This window comes from Allobosea sp. 01N443, assembly GCF_056399325.1.
The window spans coordinates 1-16,078 of record NZ_JBFTRC010000221.1 but is presented as its reverse complement, the minus strand read 5'-3'; the positions used below and the strand labels follow the sequence as shown (position 1 = coordinate 16,078).

Genomic DNA, 16,078 nt, shown 5'->3' with positions numbered 1-16,078 from the left:
GCTCTCGGCGATTGGCGTGAATCTCGGCATCGGCAACCCGCTGGTCTCGCAGATCATCACGGCGACGATCGGCGCCATCGTCGTGGTGCTGCTGGCGCGTCTGATCGCCTGACATTTCCCGGTCTGGAAACTCGCGCTGTGCGAGGGCATATCCCAGCGATGACGACACGCCCGCGCACGCGCAAATCCCGTGGTCACGACCGCGTCATCCCCGATGACAAGGTCGAGGTCCTGCCTCCTGGTCGCGGCCTGCCATTGGATTGGCGGGCGCTCGCGCCGACGATCCTGCTCGGGACCGTGACGGGCTTCGTCGCCAGCCTCGTGGTGGGCGGTGGCGGGCTGATCCGTCACGCCGTTGTCGGAGTGCTCGGCATGCTGGTCGGGCAGGGGCTGGTGCGGATCACCGGCTGGCGGGTGCGGACCGGACACGCCTTTCTCGACGAGGCGGCAATGGCGGTGCTCGGCGCGATCCTCGTGGTGCTGCTGGCCAGGTTCATCGCATGACGACCGGTGCAGGCCGTCCCTGGCCTGTCCGACGGATTCATCCTGCAGGCTGACGAAAGGGACGACGGATCATGGATAGCCCCATCTACGCCGCACTCGGCACGCCCGGCTACGGCTTCTTCGCGACACTGCTGATCGGCCTGCTCGCCGGCTGGATCGCGGAGCGCATCACGTCGTCCGATCACGGCCTCTTCACCAACATGCTGGTGGGCGTGGCAGGCTCCTTCGTCGGCAGCCGCCTGGCCGAGCTGCTCGACATCCCGATCCACGGCTTCCCTCGCACCCTGGTCGCGGCCATCGCGGGCGCCTGCGTGGTGATCGTGATCTGGAACGCGTTGCGGAAACCTGCAGCCTGACGCGACCTCCGGTCAGGTTGCCGCCGGGCCTGATGCAGATTAGCTAGAGCAAATTGGCGCCTCTTGCAGGCGCCGGGTGACTGGAAACKACATGGCTCTCGTTCTCGATCTTCTGAACCGCGACCCGCGGCCCAATGTCGGCAATCCCAAGGCGGATGCCAAACCTGCGGCCGAGTTGCGCCATCCCGAGAAGCAGAAGCGCCCGGAGAATCCCGTCCTTCGCAAGCCGGACTGGATCAGGGTGAAGGCGCCCGGCTCACCGAAATGGGCAGAAACGCAGAAGATCGTGAAGGAGAACAAGCTCGTCACGGTCTGCGAAGAAGCGGGCTGCCCGAATATCGGCGAGTGCTGGGAAAAGAAGCACGCCACCTTCATGATCATGGGTGACACCTGCACGCGGGCCTGCGCCTTCTGCAACGTCAAGACAGGCGTGCCCCAGCCGCTCGACCAGGAGGAGCCGCGCAAGGTCGCCGAAGCCGTGGCCAAGCTCGGCCTCGAGCATGTCGTCATCACCTCGGTCGACCGCGATGATCTCGATGACGGTGGTGCGGAGCATTTCGCCCGCGTGATCCGCGCGATCCGCGAGGCTTCGCCCGGCACGACGATCGAAATCCTGACGCCGGATTTCCTGCGCAAGCCCGGCGCGCTCGAAGTGGTGGTCGCGGCCAAGCCGGACGTGTTCAACCACAATCTCGAAACGGTGCCCGGCAAGTACCTGAAGGTGCGCCCCGGCGCGCGCTACTTCCATTCGCTGCGCCTGCTGCAGCGTGTGAAGGAACTCGACCCCACCATCTTCACCAAGTCCGGCATCATGGTCGGTCTCGGCGAGGAGCGGAACGAGATCCTTCAGCTGATGGACGACCTGCGCTCGGCCGACGTCGATTTCATGACCATCGGCCAATACCTCGCGCCCTCGCGCAAACATCACGCGGTGATCCGCTTCGTCACGCCCGACGAATTCAAGGGTTTCGAGGCGATCGCCTATGTGAAGGGCTTCCTGATGGTGTCCTCGACGCCGCTGACGCGGTCCTCGCATCACGCGGGTGAGGATTTCGCGCGGTTGAGGGACGCCCGCGCAGCCAAGCTCGGCGGTTGAGCGCGTAGCATCTCATGCCGATGTTCAACAGCACCCGCCGGGTGAAGCACTCGCCGGAGCGGATGTTCGCGCTCGTGGCGGATGTCGAGAAATACCCCCAGTTCCTGCCGCTTTGCGAAGGCTTGGTGGTACGACGCCGGACGCCGCGCGAAGGCGGCGGCGAGGTGCTGATGGCCGACATGACGGTCGGCTACAAGGCGATCCGCGAGACCTTCACCAGTCGTGTCACGCTTGATCCTGCCAACCTGAAGATCCTTGTCGAGTATGTCGACGGCCCGTTCCGACATCTCGAGAACCGCTGGAGCTTCAAGGCGATGGACGGAGGCTGCGAGATCGCCTTCTTCATCTCCTATGAGTTCGCCAGCCGCATGCTCGGCCTGCTGATGGGTACGATGTTCGACAAGGCCTTTCGCAAGTTCGCCGAGGCTTTCGAGAGGCGGGCCGACCTGGTCTATGGCCGTGCCCGGACCACGGTCACCGATGGCTCAGCGCCGCCTGCTTGAGCATCTCGAGCGCCTCGATGACCGAGAGGCGGCGGATTTCGTCTCTCCCCTGATCGCCGAAGCGCTTTTCCCGATGCGTGGTCAACGCGGTTGACGCGCAGCCGAAATGGACGAGCCCGACGGGTTTGGCGGCGCTGCCTCCGCCCGGCCCGGCAACGCCGGTGACCGCGACGGAGAGATCGGCCTTGAGCACCGCGCGGCCGCCCTCCGCCATGGCGCGGGCAACCGGCTCGCTGACCGCACCGTAGCTGTCGATCAGCGTCGCACTCACGCCTGCCAATGCAGTCTTGGCGGCGTTCGAATAGGTCACCAGCCCGCCATTGACGACGTCCGACGAGCCCGGGATTGCGGTCAGTGCGCCCGAGACGAGCCCACCTGTGCAGGACTCGACCGTCGCGACGCTCAGTCCACGATCACGGCAGATCGTCAGAACGTCGATGGCCAGTGCGGTGATCTCGGAATCGAACATGGTGGTTGCCCCTACTCGTCGTTGGGCAGGCGCAGCGTGGCTGTTGCCAAGGCCGCCAGCCCTTCGCCGCGACCGGTAAAGCCCATGCGTTCCGATGTCGTCGCCTTGAGCCCAACCTGGTCAAGCCGCACACCCGTGACTTCGGCGATCCGCGCCCGAATCTGCTCGCGATAGGGGCCGACCTTCGGTGCCTCGCAAACGATGCTGAGATCGAGATGGTCGATCACGCCGCCGCGCCCGCTGACGCGCTCGGCGGCAAATGCGAGAAAGCGGTCGGATGAGGCCCCGCGCCATTGCGGATCGCTCGGCGGGAAATGCGTGCCGATATCGCCATCCGCCAGCGCCCCGAGAATGGCATCGGTCAAGGCGTGCAACGCAACGTCGCCGTCGGAATGGGCTCGCACACCGCGCGAGTGCGGAATGCGGACACCACCGAGCCAGACATGATCGCCATAGGTGAAGGCGTGGACATCATAGCCGGTACCGACCCGGGTGGTCAGCTGCCTGCGGAGCCTCTCTTCCGCCAGCACAAAATCCTCGGGATGCGTCAGCTTCACGTTCATGGCCTCTCCAGGGAAGGTCGTGACCGCATGGCCCGCCCATTCGATCAGGGCGGCATCGTCGGTGAGACCGGTGACAGCTGCGGCAGCTGCCGCCTCATGGGCTGCCAGCAACGAGCGGAAGGCAAAGGCCTGGGGCGTCTGCACGCTGACCAGCTGGTCGCGCGGCGGTGTCTCGATGATCTGTCCCTTGCCGTCCACACGCTTGATCGTGTCGGTGACCGGCAGGGCAGGGATAGAAGCCGAACCGCTCTGCGCGGCTTCGATTGCGCGCTCGATCAAGTTTCGGGACGCGAACGGTCTGGCTGCATCATGGACCAGCACGGTTCCCTCGAATCCTGATGCTGCCAATGCCCGCAGGCCAAGTCGCACCGAGTCCTGCCGGGTCGCGCCCCCCGTGACCGGGCCGAGCAGCTTGCCGGACGAGAAGCCTGCGACAGCATCGGCATAGCAGGCCTCATCACCGGTCCCGATGACGACCACGACATGGGATATTGCCCGCTCAGCCAGCAATGGAAGCAGGGTTCGCCGCAGGACTGGCAGGCCGGCGAGACGGCGATATTGCTTTGGCAAGTCTCCGCCGGCACGCAGGCCGCGCCCCGCCGCAACGACGAGGGCCGCCACCGACGGAAGACTTGTCACTGTTTCGGACGACACGGCAAGGCTCCAGCTAGAGCCCGGTTGATAGTCGCCGGTTATGCAATCGCCAAGTGCGGCGCGAAGCGCTGCGACCATCCGTTCCGGGCTGCGTCGATATTGCATTGCAGCATTGGTTCGAAATCCCTTGCGCTGATGCAGCAATGTCCAATAAATAGCCACAATGGATATTGCCTCAAAATCGGGCGACGAACTCTCCGGCATTGCCGGGGTTGCGATCGCCTCCCGAGCCTTTCTGGCGCCGATGTCGGGCGTCACCGACGTCGTGATGCGTCGCATCGCTGCGCGATTCGGTGCGGGGCTCGTCGTCTCAGAAATGGTCGCATCCGACGAATTCGTGCGCGGCAKCGAAGAGGCCCGGTTGCGCGCCGAGGGGGCAGGGGTCTTCCCGCATGTCGTCCAGCTTGCCGGCTGCGATCCGCACTGGCTCGGAGAGGCTGCCCGGCTGGCCGAAGCAACCGGGGCGCAGATCGTCGACATCAATATGGGCTGCCCCGCCAAGCGCGTGACGGGCGGCTGGGCCGGTTCGGCGCTGATGCGCGATCTCGACCATGCGCTTTCGCTTGTCGAGGCGGCGGTCAGTTCCGTGAACATTCCGGTGACGGTGAAAATGCGGCTCGGCTGGGATGACGCGTCCCGCAACGCGCCCGAGCTGGCGCACCGCGCCATATCCGCCGGCGCCGCGATGATCACGGTCCATGGCCGCACGCGGCAGCAATTCTACAAGGGTGTCGCCGACTGGCGCGCGATTCAGGCCGTGCGCGAAACCGGTGATTTCCCGCTCGTTGCCAATGGCGACATTCATGGCGTCGCCGATGCCGAGGCATGCCTTGAGCGCTCGGGCGCGAATTTCGTCATGGTCGGACGCGCGGCTCTGGGGCGGCCCTGGCTTGTCGGCGCGGTGGGCGACGCACTCGCCGGACGCCAGGTGACGGAGTTGAGCGCAGCACAGAAGCATGCGGTCGCGCAGGAACACTACGAGGGCCTGCTGGCCCTGCTCGGCCGCGAGCAGGGCGTGCGTCATGCCCGTAAGCATCTGGCCGCCTATGCCGATGAGGCGGTCGCAACCGGCTGCGCCCCCGACCCCGAACAACGTCGCGCGCTCTTGACCACGGATGATCCTCATCAGGCCCTGCGCGCGCTGGCTGCCTTGTTTTCCACTGAATGCAGCCGCGAGGCAGCCTGAGCGAGGACGATTGCGTATGGCGATGGCGTTTGCCGACGAGGTTGGCGATGAGCGGGATCTGACCTTGCTCGATATGGTGGAAATGCAGGCGCTGAATGTCCTGCCCATGCCGGTGCTCGTCATCGGCGAAGGGCACGGCATTCTTTACGCCAACACGGCGGCTGAAGACTTCTTCCAGTCGAGCGTGGTCGTGCTCAAGCGCCAGCGTCTCGACGATGTGATCGCCTTTGGCTCCCCCGTGCTGTCCCTGGTGGAGGATGTGCAGCGGCGCGGCGCCAGCGTCACCGAGTACCGGCTGGATCTAGGCTCGCCCCGGATCGGCATCGAGCGCATCGTCGATGTTTTTGCCTCGCCCTTGCCCAATCAGAGCGAAGCCGTCGTGCTGATGCTGCAAGAACGAACAATTGCCGAAAAAATGGACAGACAGCTGACGCATCGAGGAGCAGCCCGCTCCATCACCGCGCTCGGCGCGATGCTCGCACACGAGATCAAGAACCCGCTCTCCGGCATTCGTGGTGCGGCGCAGCTTCTTGAAGCCTCGGTGCCTGACAGCGATCGGATGCTGACCCAGCTGATCTGCGACGAGGCCGACCGGATCGTGAAGCTTGTCGAGCGTGTCGAGCTGTTTGGCGATGAACGCCCGAGTGAGCGCGGGCCGGTCAATGTCCATGACGTGCTGGACCATGTGAAACGGCTGGCCCAATCGGGCTTTGCCAGGCACATCCGCTTCAACGAGGTTTACGACCCTTCACTGCCGCCGGTCGCCGGCAACCGCGATCAGCTGGTCCAGGTTCTACTGAACCTGATGAAGAATGCGGCGGAAGCCATTGGTGAACATGCGATTGATGGCGAGATCACACTGACCACGGCCTATCGCCCCGGCATCCGCATGCAGCATGCCGGCTCGGCAAGCCGGATCGCGCTACCGCTGGAGATCGGCATCCGCGACAACGGCCCCGGCGTGCCTCACGACCTGCTGCCGCATCTGTTCGATCCCTTCGTCACCACCAAGGCTCAGGGCAGTGGCCTTGGACTTGCACTCGTAGCGAAGGTGATCGGCGACCACGGCGGAATCGTCGAATGCGAGTCTGTGCCGCGGCGCACGACATTCCGGATTCTTCTGCCCCTGCATGAAGCGCGTCCCACACGGAGCGCTTGAGGTTCACAGGATAATTGAATGCCCACCGGTAACATTCTTATCGCCGACGACGACGCCGCGATCCGCACGGTGCTCAACCAGGCCCTCGCGCGGGCCGGGTACGAGGTCCGGACGACAGGACAGGCGGCGACACTCTGGACCTGGGCAGCGCAAGGGCTGGGCGATCTCATCATCACCGATGTGGTGATGCCCGACGGGAACGCCTTCGATCTGCTGCCGCGCATCAAGCGGGTGAGACCTGACCTGCCGATCATCRTGATGAGCGCGCAGAACACCTTCATGACCGCGATCAAGGCGTCCGAGCGCGGCGCTTATGAATATCTGCCGAAGCCCTTCGATCTGAAGGAACTCGTCGCGATCGTCGGGAGAGCCCTCTCGCGGCCGCGCGGCGATGGYGGACGTGCCAATGCCGCGGCCGAGCCCGATGACATTCCGCTGATCGGCCGTTCGCCCGCCATGCAGGACGTCTACCGGGCGCTCGCGAGGCTGATGCCGATCGATCTCACCGTGATGATCAACGGCGAGTCCGGCACAGGCAAGGAGTTGGTTGCCCGCGCGCTCCACGATTACGGCAAGCGCCGCAACGGTCCCTTCGTCGCCATCAACATGGCCGCCATTCCGAAGGACCTGATCGAATCCGAACTGTTCGGCCATGAGAAGGGCGCCTTCACCGGCGCACTCACCCGCTCTTCCGGCCGCTTCGAGCAAGCCGAGGGCGGCACGCTCTTCCTCGACGAAATCGGCGACATGCCGATGGAGGCCCAGACGCGGCTCCTGCGAGTGCTGCAGCAGGGCGAATACACGACGGTCGGTGGACGCACGCCGATCAGGACGAATGTCCGGATCGTGGCGGCGACCAACAAGGATTTGCGTATCTCGATCGCGCAGGGACTGTTCCGCGAGGATCTGTTCTTCCGGCTCAACGTCGTGCCGATCAGGCTGCCGCCGCTGCGCGAGCGGGTCGAAGACATTCCGGATCTCGTTCGGCACTTCTTCTCGCTGGTCGAGAAGGAAGGGTTGCCGCGCAAGCAGATCGATTCGGAAGCGATGGACGTGATGCGGCGCTATCGCTGGCCGGGCAATGTCCGCGAACTGGAAAATCTCGTCCGGCGCCTCGCTGCCCTCTATCCACAGGAGACGATCACCGCACCGATCGTCGAGGCCGAACTGCAGCCGGCCTCCGCAACCTCGAGCTTCGCCCATAGCTCGGGGCCGGAGCGGGCGGAGACCTTGTCCGGTTCGGTCGAGCGTCATCTCGGTCAGTATTTCGGCGGGTTCGGCGACAATATCCCGCCACCCGGCCTCTATCACCGTATCTTGCGCGAGGTCGAACCGCCATTGATCGCCGCTGCGCTTGCCGCAACCCGCGGCAACCAGATCCGCGCAGCCGAGCTGCTCGGGCTCAATCGCAACACCCTGCGCAAGAAGATTCGGGAACTCGACATGCAGGTGGTCCGCTCGCCACGCTGAGCCTTTGTAAGGCGGGGCAGCGGTTTCCTGCCTTTCATATGTCATATTTTGACAACACCGTTGCGGCGGCGCATCAGTGCGCCGAGCCGGGCACCCTTGCGTCCGGCTTTCGCGGAGTTGTTGAGACAGAGTGACCGCCTCCATCAGCGATATCAGGATCACGCCGCGTGGCGAGGATACGCCGCGACGCGTCTCGGGCTGGCTCGGGGCCCTCGTCGTCGTGTTCGCGCTCGTCTCGGCACTGGTGACGTTCCTCGTCCTGTCCGGCGCGACTCCCATCGTGCCGGTGCACGAGGTCGTCATCGGCGTCTTCGTGCTCAACGGCTTCCTGATCCTGCTGCTGCTGATCATCGTCGCATTCGAGACGGCGGTGCTGATCCGGGCAAGGCGTGCCGGGGCTGCGGCYGCCGGGTTGCATGTCCGCATCGTCGGCCTGTTCAGCATCATTGCCGCCTTGCCGGCGGTGCTCGTGGCGGTGATCGCGACCGTTACCATCGAACGCGGCCTCGAGCCCTGGTTCTCGGATCGGATGCGCGATGCCATCTTCAAATCGGGAGCCGATCTGCGTGCTGCCCTCGACCGGGCGCATCTTCGGCGCGCTGGTCAAGCTGCCGACCTACGACAACGCTTTCCTCTATGTCGCCCGTGAGGTGAACCCGCTCGCCGTCGAGTTTCCGGCCGTCGCCCGTGGCGCCGCCGTCGAGTATCTCTCGATCGATGCACGCCGGAAGGGCGTGCAGATCGCCTTTGCCTCGATGTATGCCCTGATCGCCGTCATCCTGCTGCTTTCGGCGATCTGGATCGGACTCAGTTTCGCCAACGGGCTCGTGGCGCCGATCCGACGCATGATCCACGCGACCGACCAGGTCTCCAGCGGCAATTTCTATGTCCAGGTCCCGATACGACGATCGGAGGGCGACCTTGCCCATCTCGGTGAAACCTTCAACAAGATGACGGCGGAGCTGCGCCGGCAGCGCGACGGGCTGGTCACGGCCAGCGAAGTTATCGATCGACGACGGCGCTTCACCGAAACGGTCCTGTCGGGTGTATCCTCCGGCGTGCTCGGCCTCGATGCCGACGGCCACATCACCATCATGAACCGCTCGGCGGAGATACTGCTTGGCGCTGGCGGCCGCTTGCTGGGCGAGCCGATCGGTCAGGTCGCCCCCGAAATCGCAGGATTCGTTGCCGAAGCGCTGCATAATCGGCAGAGACAAAGCTCCGGTCAGATTGCGATCACGCGTGCCGGCCATGACCGCATGGTCAATGTCCGCGCCGTGCGTGAAGGCGAGGGAGCTGGCGCAGGTCTTGTCGTGACGCTGGATGACATAACCGATCTGGTCTCGGCGCAGCGCACGGCGGCTTGGGCCGACGTCGCACGGCGCATTGCCCATGAAATCAAGAATCCGCTGACACCAATCCAGCTCTCGGCCGAGCGCATCCGGCGCAAGTTCGGGCGCGTGATCGTCGACGACAAGGAGATCTTCGAGCAATGCACGGCGACGATCGTGCGCCAGGTCGAGGATATCCGGCGCATGGTCGACGAGTTCTCCTCCTTTGCGCGCATGCCGAAGCCCTCGTTGGAGCGTGAGGACATCGTCGAGACGGTGCGCCAGATCGTCTTCCTGATGCGTGTCGGCAATCCGGAGCTGACGCTGTCGGAGGATCTGCCGGCGGAGCCTGTTCTGGCGCAGTTCGACCGCCGGCTGATGTCCCAGGCGCTCACGAATGTCATCAAGAACGCCACCGAAGCGATCGAAGCCTTGCCGATGGACCAACGCGGCCCCGGCAGGATCGATGTCTCTTTCCAGCGTCGCGACGATGGCTTGATCATCGTCGACGTCATCGATAACGGCAAAGGCCTGCCCATCGATCAGCGCCAGAAGCTGCTAGAACCCTATATGACGACACGCGAGGGCGGCACCGGGCTCGGTCTCGCGATCGTCGGCAAGATCCTCGAGGACCATGGCGGGGGCATCGAACTGCTCGACCGACCGGACGTCCATGAAGGCGGACGCGGCGCGCGCGTCAGGCTCTGGTTCCCCGAAGCCGGGCCGGAGCAGCAACCCGATGATGCCGAAGCCGGTGGCAAGCCCGCCGATATCGCCATGAACAAGCAGAACGGAACTCAGGAATGAGCGCTGACATTCTGGTCGTAGACGACGAAGTCGACATCCGGGAACTGGTTTCCGGCCTGCTCGAGGACGAGGGCTACCGCACGCGCAAGGCGGGATCGGCGGACGAGGCTCTGGCGGCGATCGCGGCCCGCCGGCCGAACCTGGTCTTTCTCGACATCTGGCTGCAGGGCAGCCGGCTCGACGGCTTGCAGGTGCTCGACCTGATCAAGGAGAGTCATCCGGACCTTGCGGTGGTGATGATCTCCGGTCACGGCAACATCGAAACCGCGGTGTCCGCCATCAAGAGCGGTGCCTATGACTTCATCGAGAAGCCGTTCAAGGCCGACCGGCTGATCCTGGTCGCCGAGCGCGCGCTCGAAGCGTCGCGACTGCGGCGCGAAGTGCGCGAACTGAAGACGCGCTCGGTGCAGGCAAGCCGGATCGTCGGCAAGTCGACCGTCGTCAACCAGTTGCGCCAGACCATCGACCGCGTCGCGCCCACCAATGCGCGCGTGTTGATCACCGGCGAGCCCGGATGCGGCAAGGAGCTGGCCGCCCGGACCCTGCACGAGGCCTCCAGCCGGTCGACCGGCCCCTTCATCGTCATCAACGCAGCGACGATCACGCCGGAAACGATGGAGGAGGAGCTCTTTGGCGTCGAGGGCGGGGAGGGCCGCTCCCGCCGGGTCGGGGCGCTCGAGGAAGCTCATGGCGGTTCGCTCTATATCGACGAAATCGGCGACATGCCGCGAGAGACGCAGAACCGTATCCTGCGCGTTCTCGTCGATCAGAATTTTCAGCGCGTCGGCGGCGCGACGCGCGTCCATGTCGACGTCCGCATCATTTCATCGACCAGCCGCGATCTCGCCCAGTTGATCGCCGACGGGCGCTTCCGCGAGGATCTCTATCATCGGCTGAGCGTGGTGCCGGTGCGCGTGCCGTCACTCTCCGAGCGGCGCGAGGACGTGCCAGAACTGATCGAGTTCTTCATGGACCAGATCTCGGTCGCGACCGGCCTGCCGAAGCGCAGAATCGGCGGCGACGCGATGGCGGTTCTGCAGTCGCATGAATGGCCTGGTAACGTCCGCGAACTGCGCAACAATGTCGAACGGCTGATGATTCTGACCAAGGGGGATCCGAGCGCCGACATCACCATCGAGATGCTGCCCGCCGAGGTGGGCGCCATGGTGCCGACGACGCCGTCGGGGTCTGGCGGCGAACGCTTGATGAGCCTGCCACTGCGCGATGCGCGCGAGATTTTCGAGCGCGAGTATCTGATCGCACAGATCGCTCGCTTCTCCGGAAATATCTCACGCACGGCCGAATTTATCGGCATGGAGCGCTCAGCCCTGCACCGCAAGCTGAAGTCGCTCGGGGTCGGCTGACGGAGAGGCAGGCGCGATCTGCATGTGCGCCTGCGTCGAACGCAGGACTTTCTGCTGCGCACGCCTGTCGAACCACTTGCATTGCAGCATATGCACGCGGTCTAATGACCTATCGGTGTTCCGAAATGCCCCGGCGCTCGGCCGGACGCTGAACGGAACGAATTGGATCGCCAACGCAACCCGAAGCGCGATCCCAACAACAGGGGCTGAACATGGCCGCAGAGCGGGCTCAAAACCTTCAGGACACCTTCCTCAACCACGTCCGCAAGCAGAAAATTCCGCTGACGATTTTCCTCGTCAACGGCGTGAAGCTGCAGGGCGTCGTCACCTGGTTCGACAATTTCTGCGTGCTGCTCCGTCGCGACGGACATTCGCAGCTCGTCTACAAGCATGCCATCTCGACGATTATGCCCGGCCATCCGGTTCAGCTCTTCGAGCCTGAGGAAACGGACAAGGCCTGAGGCCGTGGCAGGGCGCTCGGGCACGGACGACGTACCGGCCGGGGTGAAGCCACTCGACGAGATCGAGCGCGACATCGCGGCCAATACCCGTGCCTTCGTCATCGGCCCTTACCTGCAGCGCCGCGGCGCGGCGGCGGATGCAAATCAACGCTCCTTCGCCGCGCGGCTGGACGAGGCGGTGGGACTTGCGGCTGCGATCGATCTTTTCGTGGTGGAGCCCATCTCTGCGCTGCTGACGGCGCTGAGACCGGCGACTTATCTGGGCAAGGGCAAGGTCGAAGAGATCGCCGAGCGCATCACCAACGAGGAGATCGGCCTCGTCGTGATGGATTGCGCGCTGTCGCCGGTGCAACAGCGCAATCTTGAAAAGGCCTGGGGCTGCAAGGTCATCGACCGAACCGGCCTGATCCTTGAGATCTTCGGACGGCGCGCCCGCACCAAGGAGGGCGCGCTGCAGGTCGAACTCGCCCACCTCAATTACCAGAAGAGCCGCCTGGTGCGGTCCTGGACCCACCTGGAACGCCAGCGTGGCGGCTTCGGCTTCCTTGGTGGTCCCGGCGAGACGCAGATCGAGGCCGACCGGCGCGTCATCCAGGAGCGGATGACCAAGATCGAGCGCGATCTCGATACAGTGAAACGTACTCGCTCACTGCATCGTGCCAGCCGGAAACGCGTGCCTTACCCGGTTGTTGCGCTGGTTGGCTACACCAACGCTGGAAAGTCGACGCTGTTCAATCGACTGACCTCGGCCGACGTCCTGGCCCAGGACATGCTGTTTGCGACGCTCGACCCGACCGCGCGCGCAATCAAGCTGCCGCATGGTGCCCKCATCATGCTCTCTGACACCGTCGGCTTCATCTCGGACCTGCCGACCCAGCTCATCGCGGCCTTCCGGGCCACGCTTGAGGATGCGATCGAAGCCGATGTGCTGCTGCATGTGCGCGACCTCGCTCATGACGATACGCAGGCCCAGGCTGCCGATGTGCAGGCCATCCTGAGGGACCTCGGCATCGATCCCGATGATGGACAGCGGGTCGTCGAGGTCTGGAACAAGGCCGACCTGCTTGTCGGAGACGAGCACGACCGGCAGCTTGCGCTGGCAGAGCTCAGGCCGGTTGCGTCACGCCCCGTCCTGGTTTCAGCTTTGACGGGCGAAGGCGTTGACCGCCTGACCGACGCGATCGAAACCCGCATCGCGCGCAGCCGGCCGGTCTACCGGCTCACGCTCGAGCCCGGCGACGGCAAGTCGCTTGCCTGGCTGCACAGCAATGGCGAGGTCCTCAGCCGCGAGGATGCGGAGGACGGCGCTCTCGCCTTGACCGTGCGGCTCCCGCCAGAGCGGGAAGGGGCGTTTGGGGCGCGTTTTCCCCAGGCAGAACGCCAAGGTTAGACCACCGGACCGGATATCACATCGGGTCTGGTGATCTGACCTTCCGTATTTGCATCGGCCTTGCCGAAAACCGCAATCCACCTTTCGGGCCGACGCTCTAGCCAGCGCCGGCCTTCGCCTTTTCCATCCGCTTTACCGCCTGCCAGAGCGCTTCCAGCTCGTCGAGCGTCGCATCCTTCGCATCCCGGCCCTCGGCGGCAAGGGCGTCTTCGATCCCCCGGAACCGGCGTTCGAACTTGATGTTGGCCGCGTTGAGGCACCCTTCGGGGTCGGCATCGACATGACGCGCCAGATTGGCAACGACGAAGAGCAGGTCTCCGATCTCCTCCCGGATGGCCTCCTTGCTGCCGCCGGCAAGGGCCTCCTCGATCTCCGCCGTTTCCTCGCGGATCTTGTCCAGAACGAGCCTGGCATCGTTCCAGTCGAATCCGACGGTCGAGGCCTTGGCCTGGAGCTTCCAGGCGCGGGTGAGAGCGGGYAATGTATGGGGAACGCCGGCGAGAACACCCCTGTCCTCGCTGGCCTCGGGCAGCCCGGAAGCGCGGTGGGCTGCGGCCTTGGCGGCCTTCTCCTGCGCCTTGATTCGGTGCCAGAGCGCCTTGACCTCGGCCGGCGAGAGGTCTCGCACATCGCCGAAGACATGCGGGTGGCGGCGGATCAGCTTGCTGGTGATCGCCTCGACCACATCGGGAAAGGAGAAGGAGCCCTCTTCCTCGGCCATGCGCGAATGGAAGACCACCTGCAGCAGCAGATCCCCGAGTTCGTCCTTGAGATCGATCTTGTCGCCGCGCGCGATCGCGTCGGCGACCTCATAGGCCTCCTCGACCGTATAAGGGGCGATYGAAGCAAAGTCCTGCTCCAGATCCCAGGGGCAGCCGGTGCCGGGCGTCCTTAGCGCCACCATGATTTGGATCAGCCGGGCAATATCGCGAGAGGGCTTCAACGCTGCAATTCTCCGGAGGTTGAGCTACCGTCCTCCCATGATTCAAGTCACCCCGTCCATTACCCTCGACGAGAGCGAGCTCGAGGAGAGTTTCGTGCGCTCCTCCGGGCCAGGAGGACAGCACGTCAACAAGGTATCGAGTGCAGTCCAGTTGAAGTTCGATGCGCGCCGATCTCCGTCCCTGCCGAATGATGTGGCGATCCGGCTGATGAAGATCGCGGGCAGCAGGCTGACGCAGGACGGCGTCATCGTCATCGTCGCCCAGGCGCAGAGGAGCCAGAAGCGCAATCGCGAGGAGGCGTTGGAGCGCCTGCTGGACATGATCCGCGAGGCCGCGGTCCGCCCCGAAACACGCCGGCCGACCAAGCCGACAAAGGCATCGAAGGAGCGCCGCCTGCAAAGCAAGGACCGGCGCTCATCAATCAAGTCGGCACGATCGAAACCTGGTCTGGACTAGAATGAGCAGTGCCAATGGGGCCGGCGCCCCGCACAGCGCCGGTCCGCGCAAACCGCCACGGCGGATCAGCGCCGATTATCTGCAGCGAGCGGCGATGCATTATCTTGAGCGCTACTCGGCCCCTGCCGGGCAGTTGCAGCGCGTCCTTCAACGCAAGGTGATGATGAGTTGCCGTCACCATGGCGACGAACCCCGATCCTTCGCCGCACTTATCGATGAAACGGTGGCGCGCTGCGTTGCGGCAGGGCTGGTCGATGACAAGCGCTTTGCGGAAGGACGGGCGGCAACATTGCGCCGAAAGGGGCAGTCCGCCCGCGCCGTTGCCGCGCGACTTGCGGCCAAGGGCGTCGGACGCGAGCTGGTCGCGGAGGTGAGCCGCGCCACCGAGGATGAGGAACTGGCTGCGGCGCGGATCGCCGCCCGACGCAAGCGGCTTGGGCCCTGGAGCCGCAGGGACCGTGCCGAGAACCGCCAGAAGGATCTCGCGGCGCTCGCCCGGGCTGGCTTTACGATGACAATCGCCCGCGCCGTGATCGACGGCGCGGGCGACGAAGGCTGAACGCCATTTCCGGGAAGGGCGCTTCAGTCGAGCTTGATCTTGGCGTCTTCGACCACCTTGCCCCAGCGAGCCACTTCCGCTGTGACGAACTTGCCGAAATCGGCTCCGTAGATCGCAGGAATCGTGGAGCCGTTCTTCTTCCAGGCTTCGGTGATCATCGGAGCCTTCAGCGCCTTCTCGATCTCGCCGCGCATGCGCGTCACGATGTCGTCCGGCGTGTTCTTCGGCGCCCAGATGGCGTACCAGGTCGCGACCTCGTAGCCGTCAAGGCCGGCCTGCTTGGCGGTCGGCACGTCCGGAATGGCATCCGAGCGCGCCGGGGCGGCGACCGCCAGGGCACGCAGCGCACCGCTTTGCACCTGTGCGGCCGAGGAGCCAAGCCCATCGAACATCACATCGACCTGGCCAGCGACCAGATCCTGCATCGCGGGTCCGGCGCCGCGGTAGGGAACATGGGTCAGGTTGGTCTTGGTGACGAGCTTGAAGAGTTCACCTGCAAGATGGTGCGTCGTGCCGTTTCCGGCTGATGCGTAGTTGAGTTTGTCCGGATTTTTCCTGGCGTAGTCGATCAGCTCGGCCAGCGTCTTGGCCTGGACCTTGCCCGGATGGACGACGACGACCTGGGGCGGCTGGGCGATGACCCCAACCGGAACAAAATCGGTCTGGATATTGTAGTCGAGCTTCGGATAGAGCGCAGGCGCAATCGCATGATGCGCGGCCCCAACGAAGAAGGTGTAGCCATCCGGAGCCATCCGCGCCGCTGCCGAAGCGCCCACGGTGCCGCCGGCGCCACCACGATTGTCGAT

At 64.8% G+C, this 16,078-nt stretch carries 16 protein-coding genes and 2 pseudogenes; 14 read left to right on the top strand and 4 right to left on the bottom strand.

Annotated elements, in window-relative coordinates:
• The 5 genes and pseudogenes from AC1DRP_RS32030 to AC1DRP_RS32010 all read left to right on the top strand — a co-directional run.
• Positions 1-112, top strand: a pseudogene (locus AC1DRP_RS32030) (GlsB/YeaQ/YmgE family stress response membrane protein); the annotation flags it as partial.
• 47 nt (positions 113-159) lie between these two features.
• Positions 160-504 (top strand): GlsB/YeaQ/YmgE family stress response membrane protein, encoded by a 345-nt coding sequence (locus AC1DRP_RS32025; protein WP_441491636.1) that lies wholly within the window; start codon positions 160-162, stop codon positions 502-504.
• Positions 505-575: 71 nt separating this feature from the next.
• Complete coding sequence (locus AC1DRP_RS32020) at positions 576-860, top strand: GlsB/YeaQ/YmgE family stress response membrane protein (protein ID WP_069880860.1); 285 nt, start codon at positions 576-578, stop codon at positions 858-860.
• A gap of 91 nt (positions 861-951) precedes the next feature.
• Positions 952-1,956, top strand: a complete 1,005-nt coding sequence (lipA, locus tag AC1DRP_RS32015) for a lipoyl synthase (protein WP_441491635.1) — start codon at positions 952-954, stop codon at positions 1,954-1,956.
• Between the two features lie 14 nt (positions 1,957-1,970).
• A complete protein-coding gene (locus AC1DRP_RS32010; protein ID WP_441491634.1) occupies positions 1,971-2,459 on the top strand; it encodes a type II toxin-antitoxin system RatA family toxin in 489 nt (162 codons plus the stop codon).
• On the opposite strand, the gene AC1DRP_RS32005 is transcribed toward AC1DRP_RS32010, so the two are convergent.
• Positions 2,431-2,928, bottom strand: a complete 498-nt coding sequence (locus AC1DRP_RS32005; RefSeq protein ID WP_441491633.1) for a CinA family protein — start codon at positions 2,926-2,928, stop codon at positions 2,431-2,433. The two genes, AC1DRP_RS32010 and AC1DRP_RS32005, sit on opposite strands and share 29 nt — an antisense overlap.
• An 11-nt stretch (positions 2,929-2,939) precedes the next feature.
• Positions 2,940-4,145: a bifunctional 2-C-methyl-D-erythritol 4-phosphate cytidylyltransferase/2-C-methyl-D-erythritol 2,4-cyclodiphosphate synthase gene (locus AC1DRP_RS32000; RefSeq protein WP_476770602.1), complete on the bottom strand. Its 1,206-nt coding sequence runs from the start codon at positions 4,143-4,145 to the stop codon at positions 2,940-2,942.
• 163 nt (positions 4,146-4,308) lie between these two features.
• On the opposite strand from AC1DRP_RS32000, the gene dusB reads away from it, so the two are divergent.
• The 7 genes and pseudogenes from dusB (at position 4,309) to hflX (ending at position 13,313) form a co-directional block, all read left to right on the top strand.
• A complete protein-coding gene (gene dusB, locus AC1DRP_RS31995; protein ID WP_476770601.1) occupies positions 4,309-5,331 on the top strand; it encodes a tRNA dihydrouridine synthase DusB in 1,023 nt (340 codons plus the stop codon).
• A 73-nt stretch (positions 5,332-5,404) separates the two neighbouring features.
• Positions 5,405-6,490 (top strand): two-component system sensor histidine kinase NtrB, encoded by a 1,086-nt coding sequence (locus AC1DRP_RS31990; protein ID WP_069882745.1) that lies wholly within the window; start codon positions 5,405-5,407, stop codon positions 6,488-6,490.
• An 18-nt stretch (positions 6,491-6,508) separates the two neighbouring features.
• Positions 6,509-7,960 (top strand): nitrogen regulation protein NR(I), encoded by a 1,452-nt coding sequence (ntrC, locus tag AC1DRP_RS31985; RefSeq protein ID WP_476770600.1) that lies wholly within the window; start codon positions 6,509-6,511, stop codon positions 7,958-7,960.
• A gap of 130 nt (positions 7,961-8,090) precedes the next feature.
• Positions 8,091-10,098, top strand: a pseudogene (locus AC1DRP_RS31980) (sensor histidine kinase).
• Complete coding sequence (gene ntrX, locus AC1DRP_RS31975; RefSeq protein WP_441491628.1) at positions 10,095-11,462, top strand: nitrogen assimilation response regulator NtrX; 1,368 nt, start codon at positions 10,095-10,097, stop codon at positions 11,460-11,462. The pseudogene AC1DRP_RS31980 and the gene ntrX overlap by 4 nt, the downstream one beginning before the upstream one ends.
• Positions 11,463-11,674: 212 nt before the next feature.
• Positions 11,675-11,923 (top strand): RNA chaperone Hfq, encoded by a 249-nt coding sequence (hfq, locus tag AC1DRP_RS31970; protein ID WP_069880868.1) that lies wholly within the window; start codon positions 11,675-11,677, stop codon positions 11,921-11,923.
• A gap of 4 nt (positions 11,924-11,927) precedes the next feature.
• A complete protein-coding gene (hflX, locus tag AC1DRP_RS31965) occupies positions 11,928-13,313 on the top strand; it encodes a GTPase HflX (RefSeq protein ID WP_476770599.1) in 1,386 nt (461 codons plus the stop codon).
• Between the two features lie 97 nt (positions 13,314-13,410).
• Here the strand turns inward: hflX and mazG are convergent, their stop codons facing one another.
• Positions 13,411-14,256 (bottom strand): nucleoside triphosphate pyrophosphohydrolase, encoded by an 846-nt coding sequence (gene mazG, locus AC1DRP_RS31960; RefSeq protein WP_476770598.1) that lies wholly within the window; start codon positions 14,254-14,256, stop codon positions 13,411-13,413.
• Between the two features lie 37 nt (positions 14,257-14,293).
• On the opposite strand from mazG, the gene arfB reads away from it, so the two are divergent.
• Both arfB and AC1DRP_RS31950 read left to right on the top strand, forming a co-directional pair.
• Positions 14,294-14,713, top strand: a complete 420-nt coding sequence (arfB, locus tag AC1DRP_RS31955; protein ID WP_043234302.1) for an alternative ribosome rescue aminoacyl-tRNA hydrolase ArfB — start codon at positions 14,294-14,296, stop codon at positions 14,711-14,713.
• 1 nt (position 14,714) lies between these two features.
• On the top strand, positions 14,715-15,272 hold the full coding sequence (locus AC1DRP_RS31950; RefSeq protein ID WP_476770597.1) for a regulatory protein RecX: 558 nt from the start codon (positions 14,715-14,717) through the stop codon (positions 15,270-15,272).
• A 23-nt stretch (positions 15,273-15,295) separates the two neighbouring features.
• On the opposite strand, the gene AC1DRP_RS31945 is transcribed toward AC1DRP_RS31950, so the two are convergent.
• Positions 15,296-16,078 (bottom strand): Bug family tripartite tricarboxylate transporter substrate binding protein (locus AC1DRP_RS31945; protein WP_476770596.1); only part of this gene is annotated, 783 nt, incomplete at its 5' end.

What these genes read in the sequence shown, in the direction of transcription:
- AC1DRP_RS32005 (WP_441491633.1), bottom strand. Translation starts at nt 2,928, where the DNA reads ATGTTCGATTCCGAGATCACCGCACTGGCCATCGACGTTCTGACGATC.
- AC1DRP_RS31990 (WP_069882745.1), top strand. Translation starts at nt 5,405, where the DNA reads ATGGTGGAAATGCAGGCGCTGAATGTCCTGCCCATGCCGGTGCTCGTC.
- ntrX (WP_441491628.1), top strand. Translation starts at nt 10,095, where the DNA reads ATGAGCGCTGACATTCTGGTCGTAGACGACGAAGTCGACATCCGGGAA.
- AC1DRP_RS32010 (WP_441491634.1), top strand. Translation starts at nt 1,971, where the DNA reads ATGCCGATGTTCAACAGCACCCGCCGGGTGAAGCACTCGCCGGAGCGG.
- arfB (WP_043234302.1), top strand. Translation starts at nt 14,294, where the DNA reads ATGATTCAAGTCACCCCGTCCATTACCCTCGACGAGAGCGAGCTCGAG.
- hfq (WP_069880868.1), top strand. Translation starts at nt 11,675, where the DNA reads ATGGCCGCAGAGCGGGCTCAAAACCTTCAGGACACCTTCCTCAACCAC.
- lipA (WP_441491635.1), top strand. Translation starts at nt 952, where the DNA reads ATGGCTCTCGTTCTCGATCTTCTGAACCGCGACCCGCGGCCCAATGTC.
- AC1DRP_RS31950 (WP_476770597.1), top strand. Translation starts at nt 14,715, where the DNA reads ATGAGCAGTGCCAATGGGGCCGGCGCCCCGCACAGCGCCGGTCCGCGC.
- AC1DRP_RS32020 (WP_069880860.1), top strand. Translation starts at nt 576, where the DNA reads ATGGATAGCCCCATCTACGCCGCACTCGGCACGCCCGGCTACGGCTTC.
- AC1DRP_RS32025 (WP_441491636.1), top strand. Translation starts at nt 160, where the DNA reads ATGACGACACGCCCGCGCACGCGCAAATCCCGTGGTCACGACCGCGTC.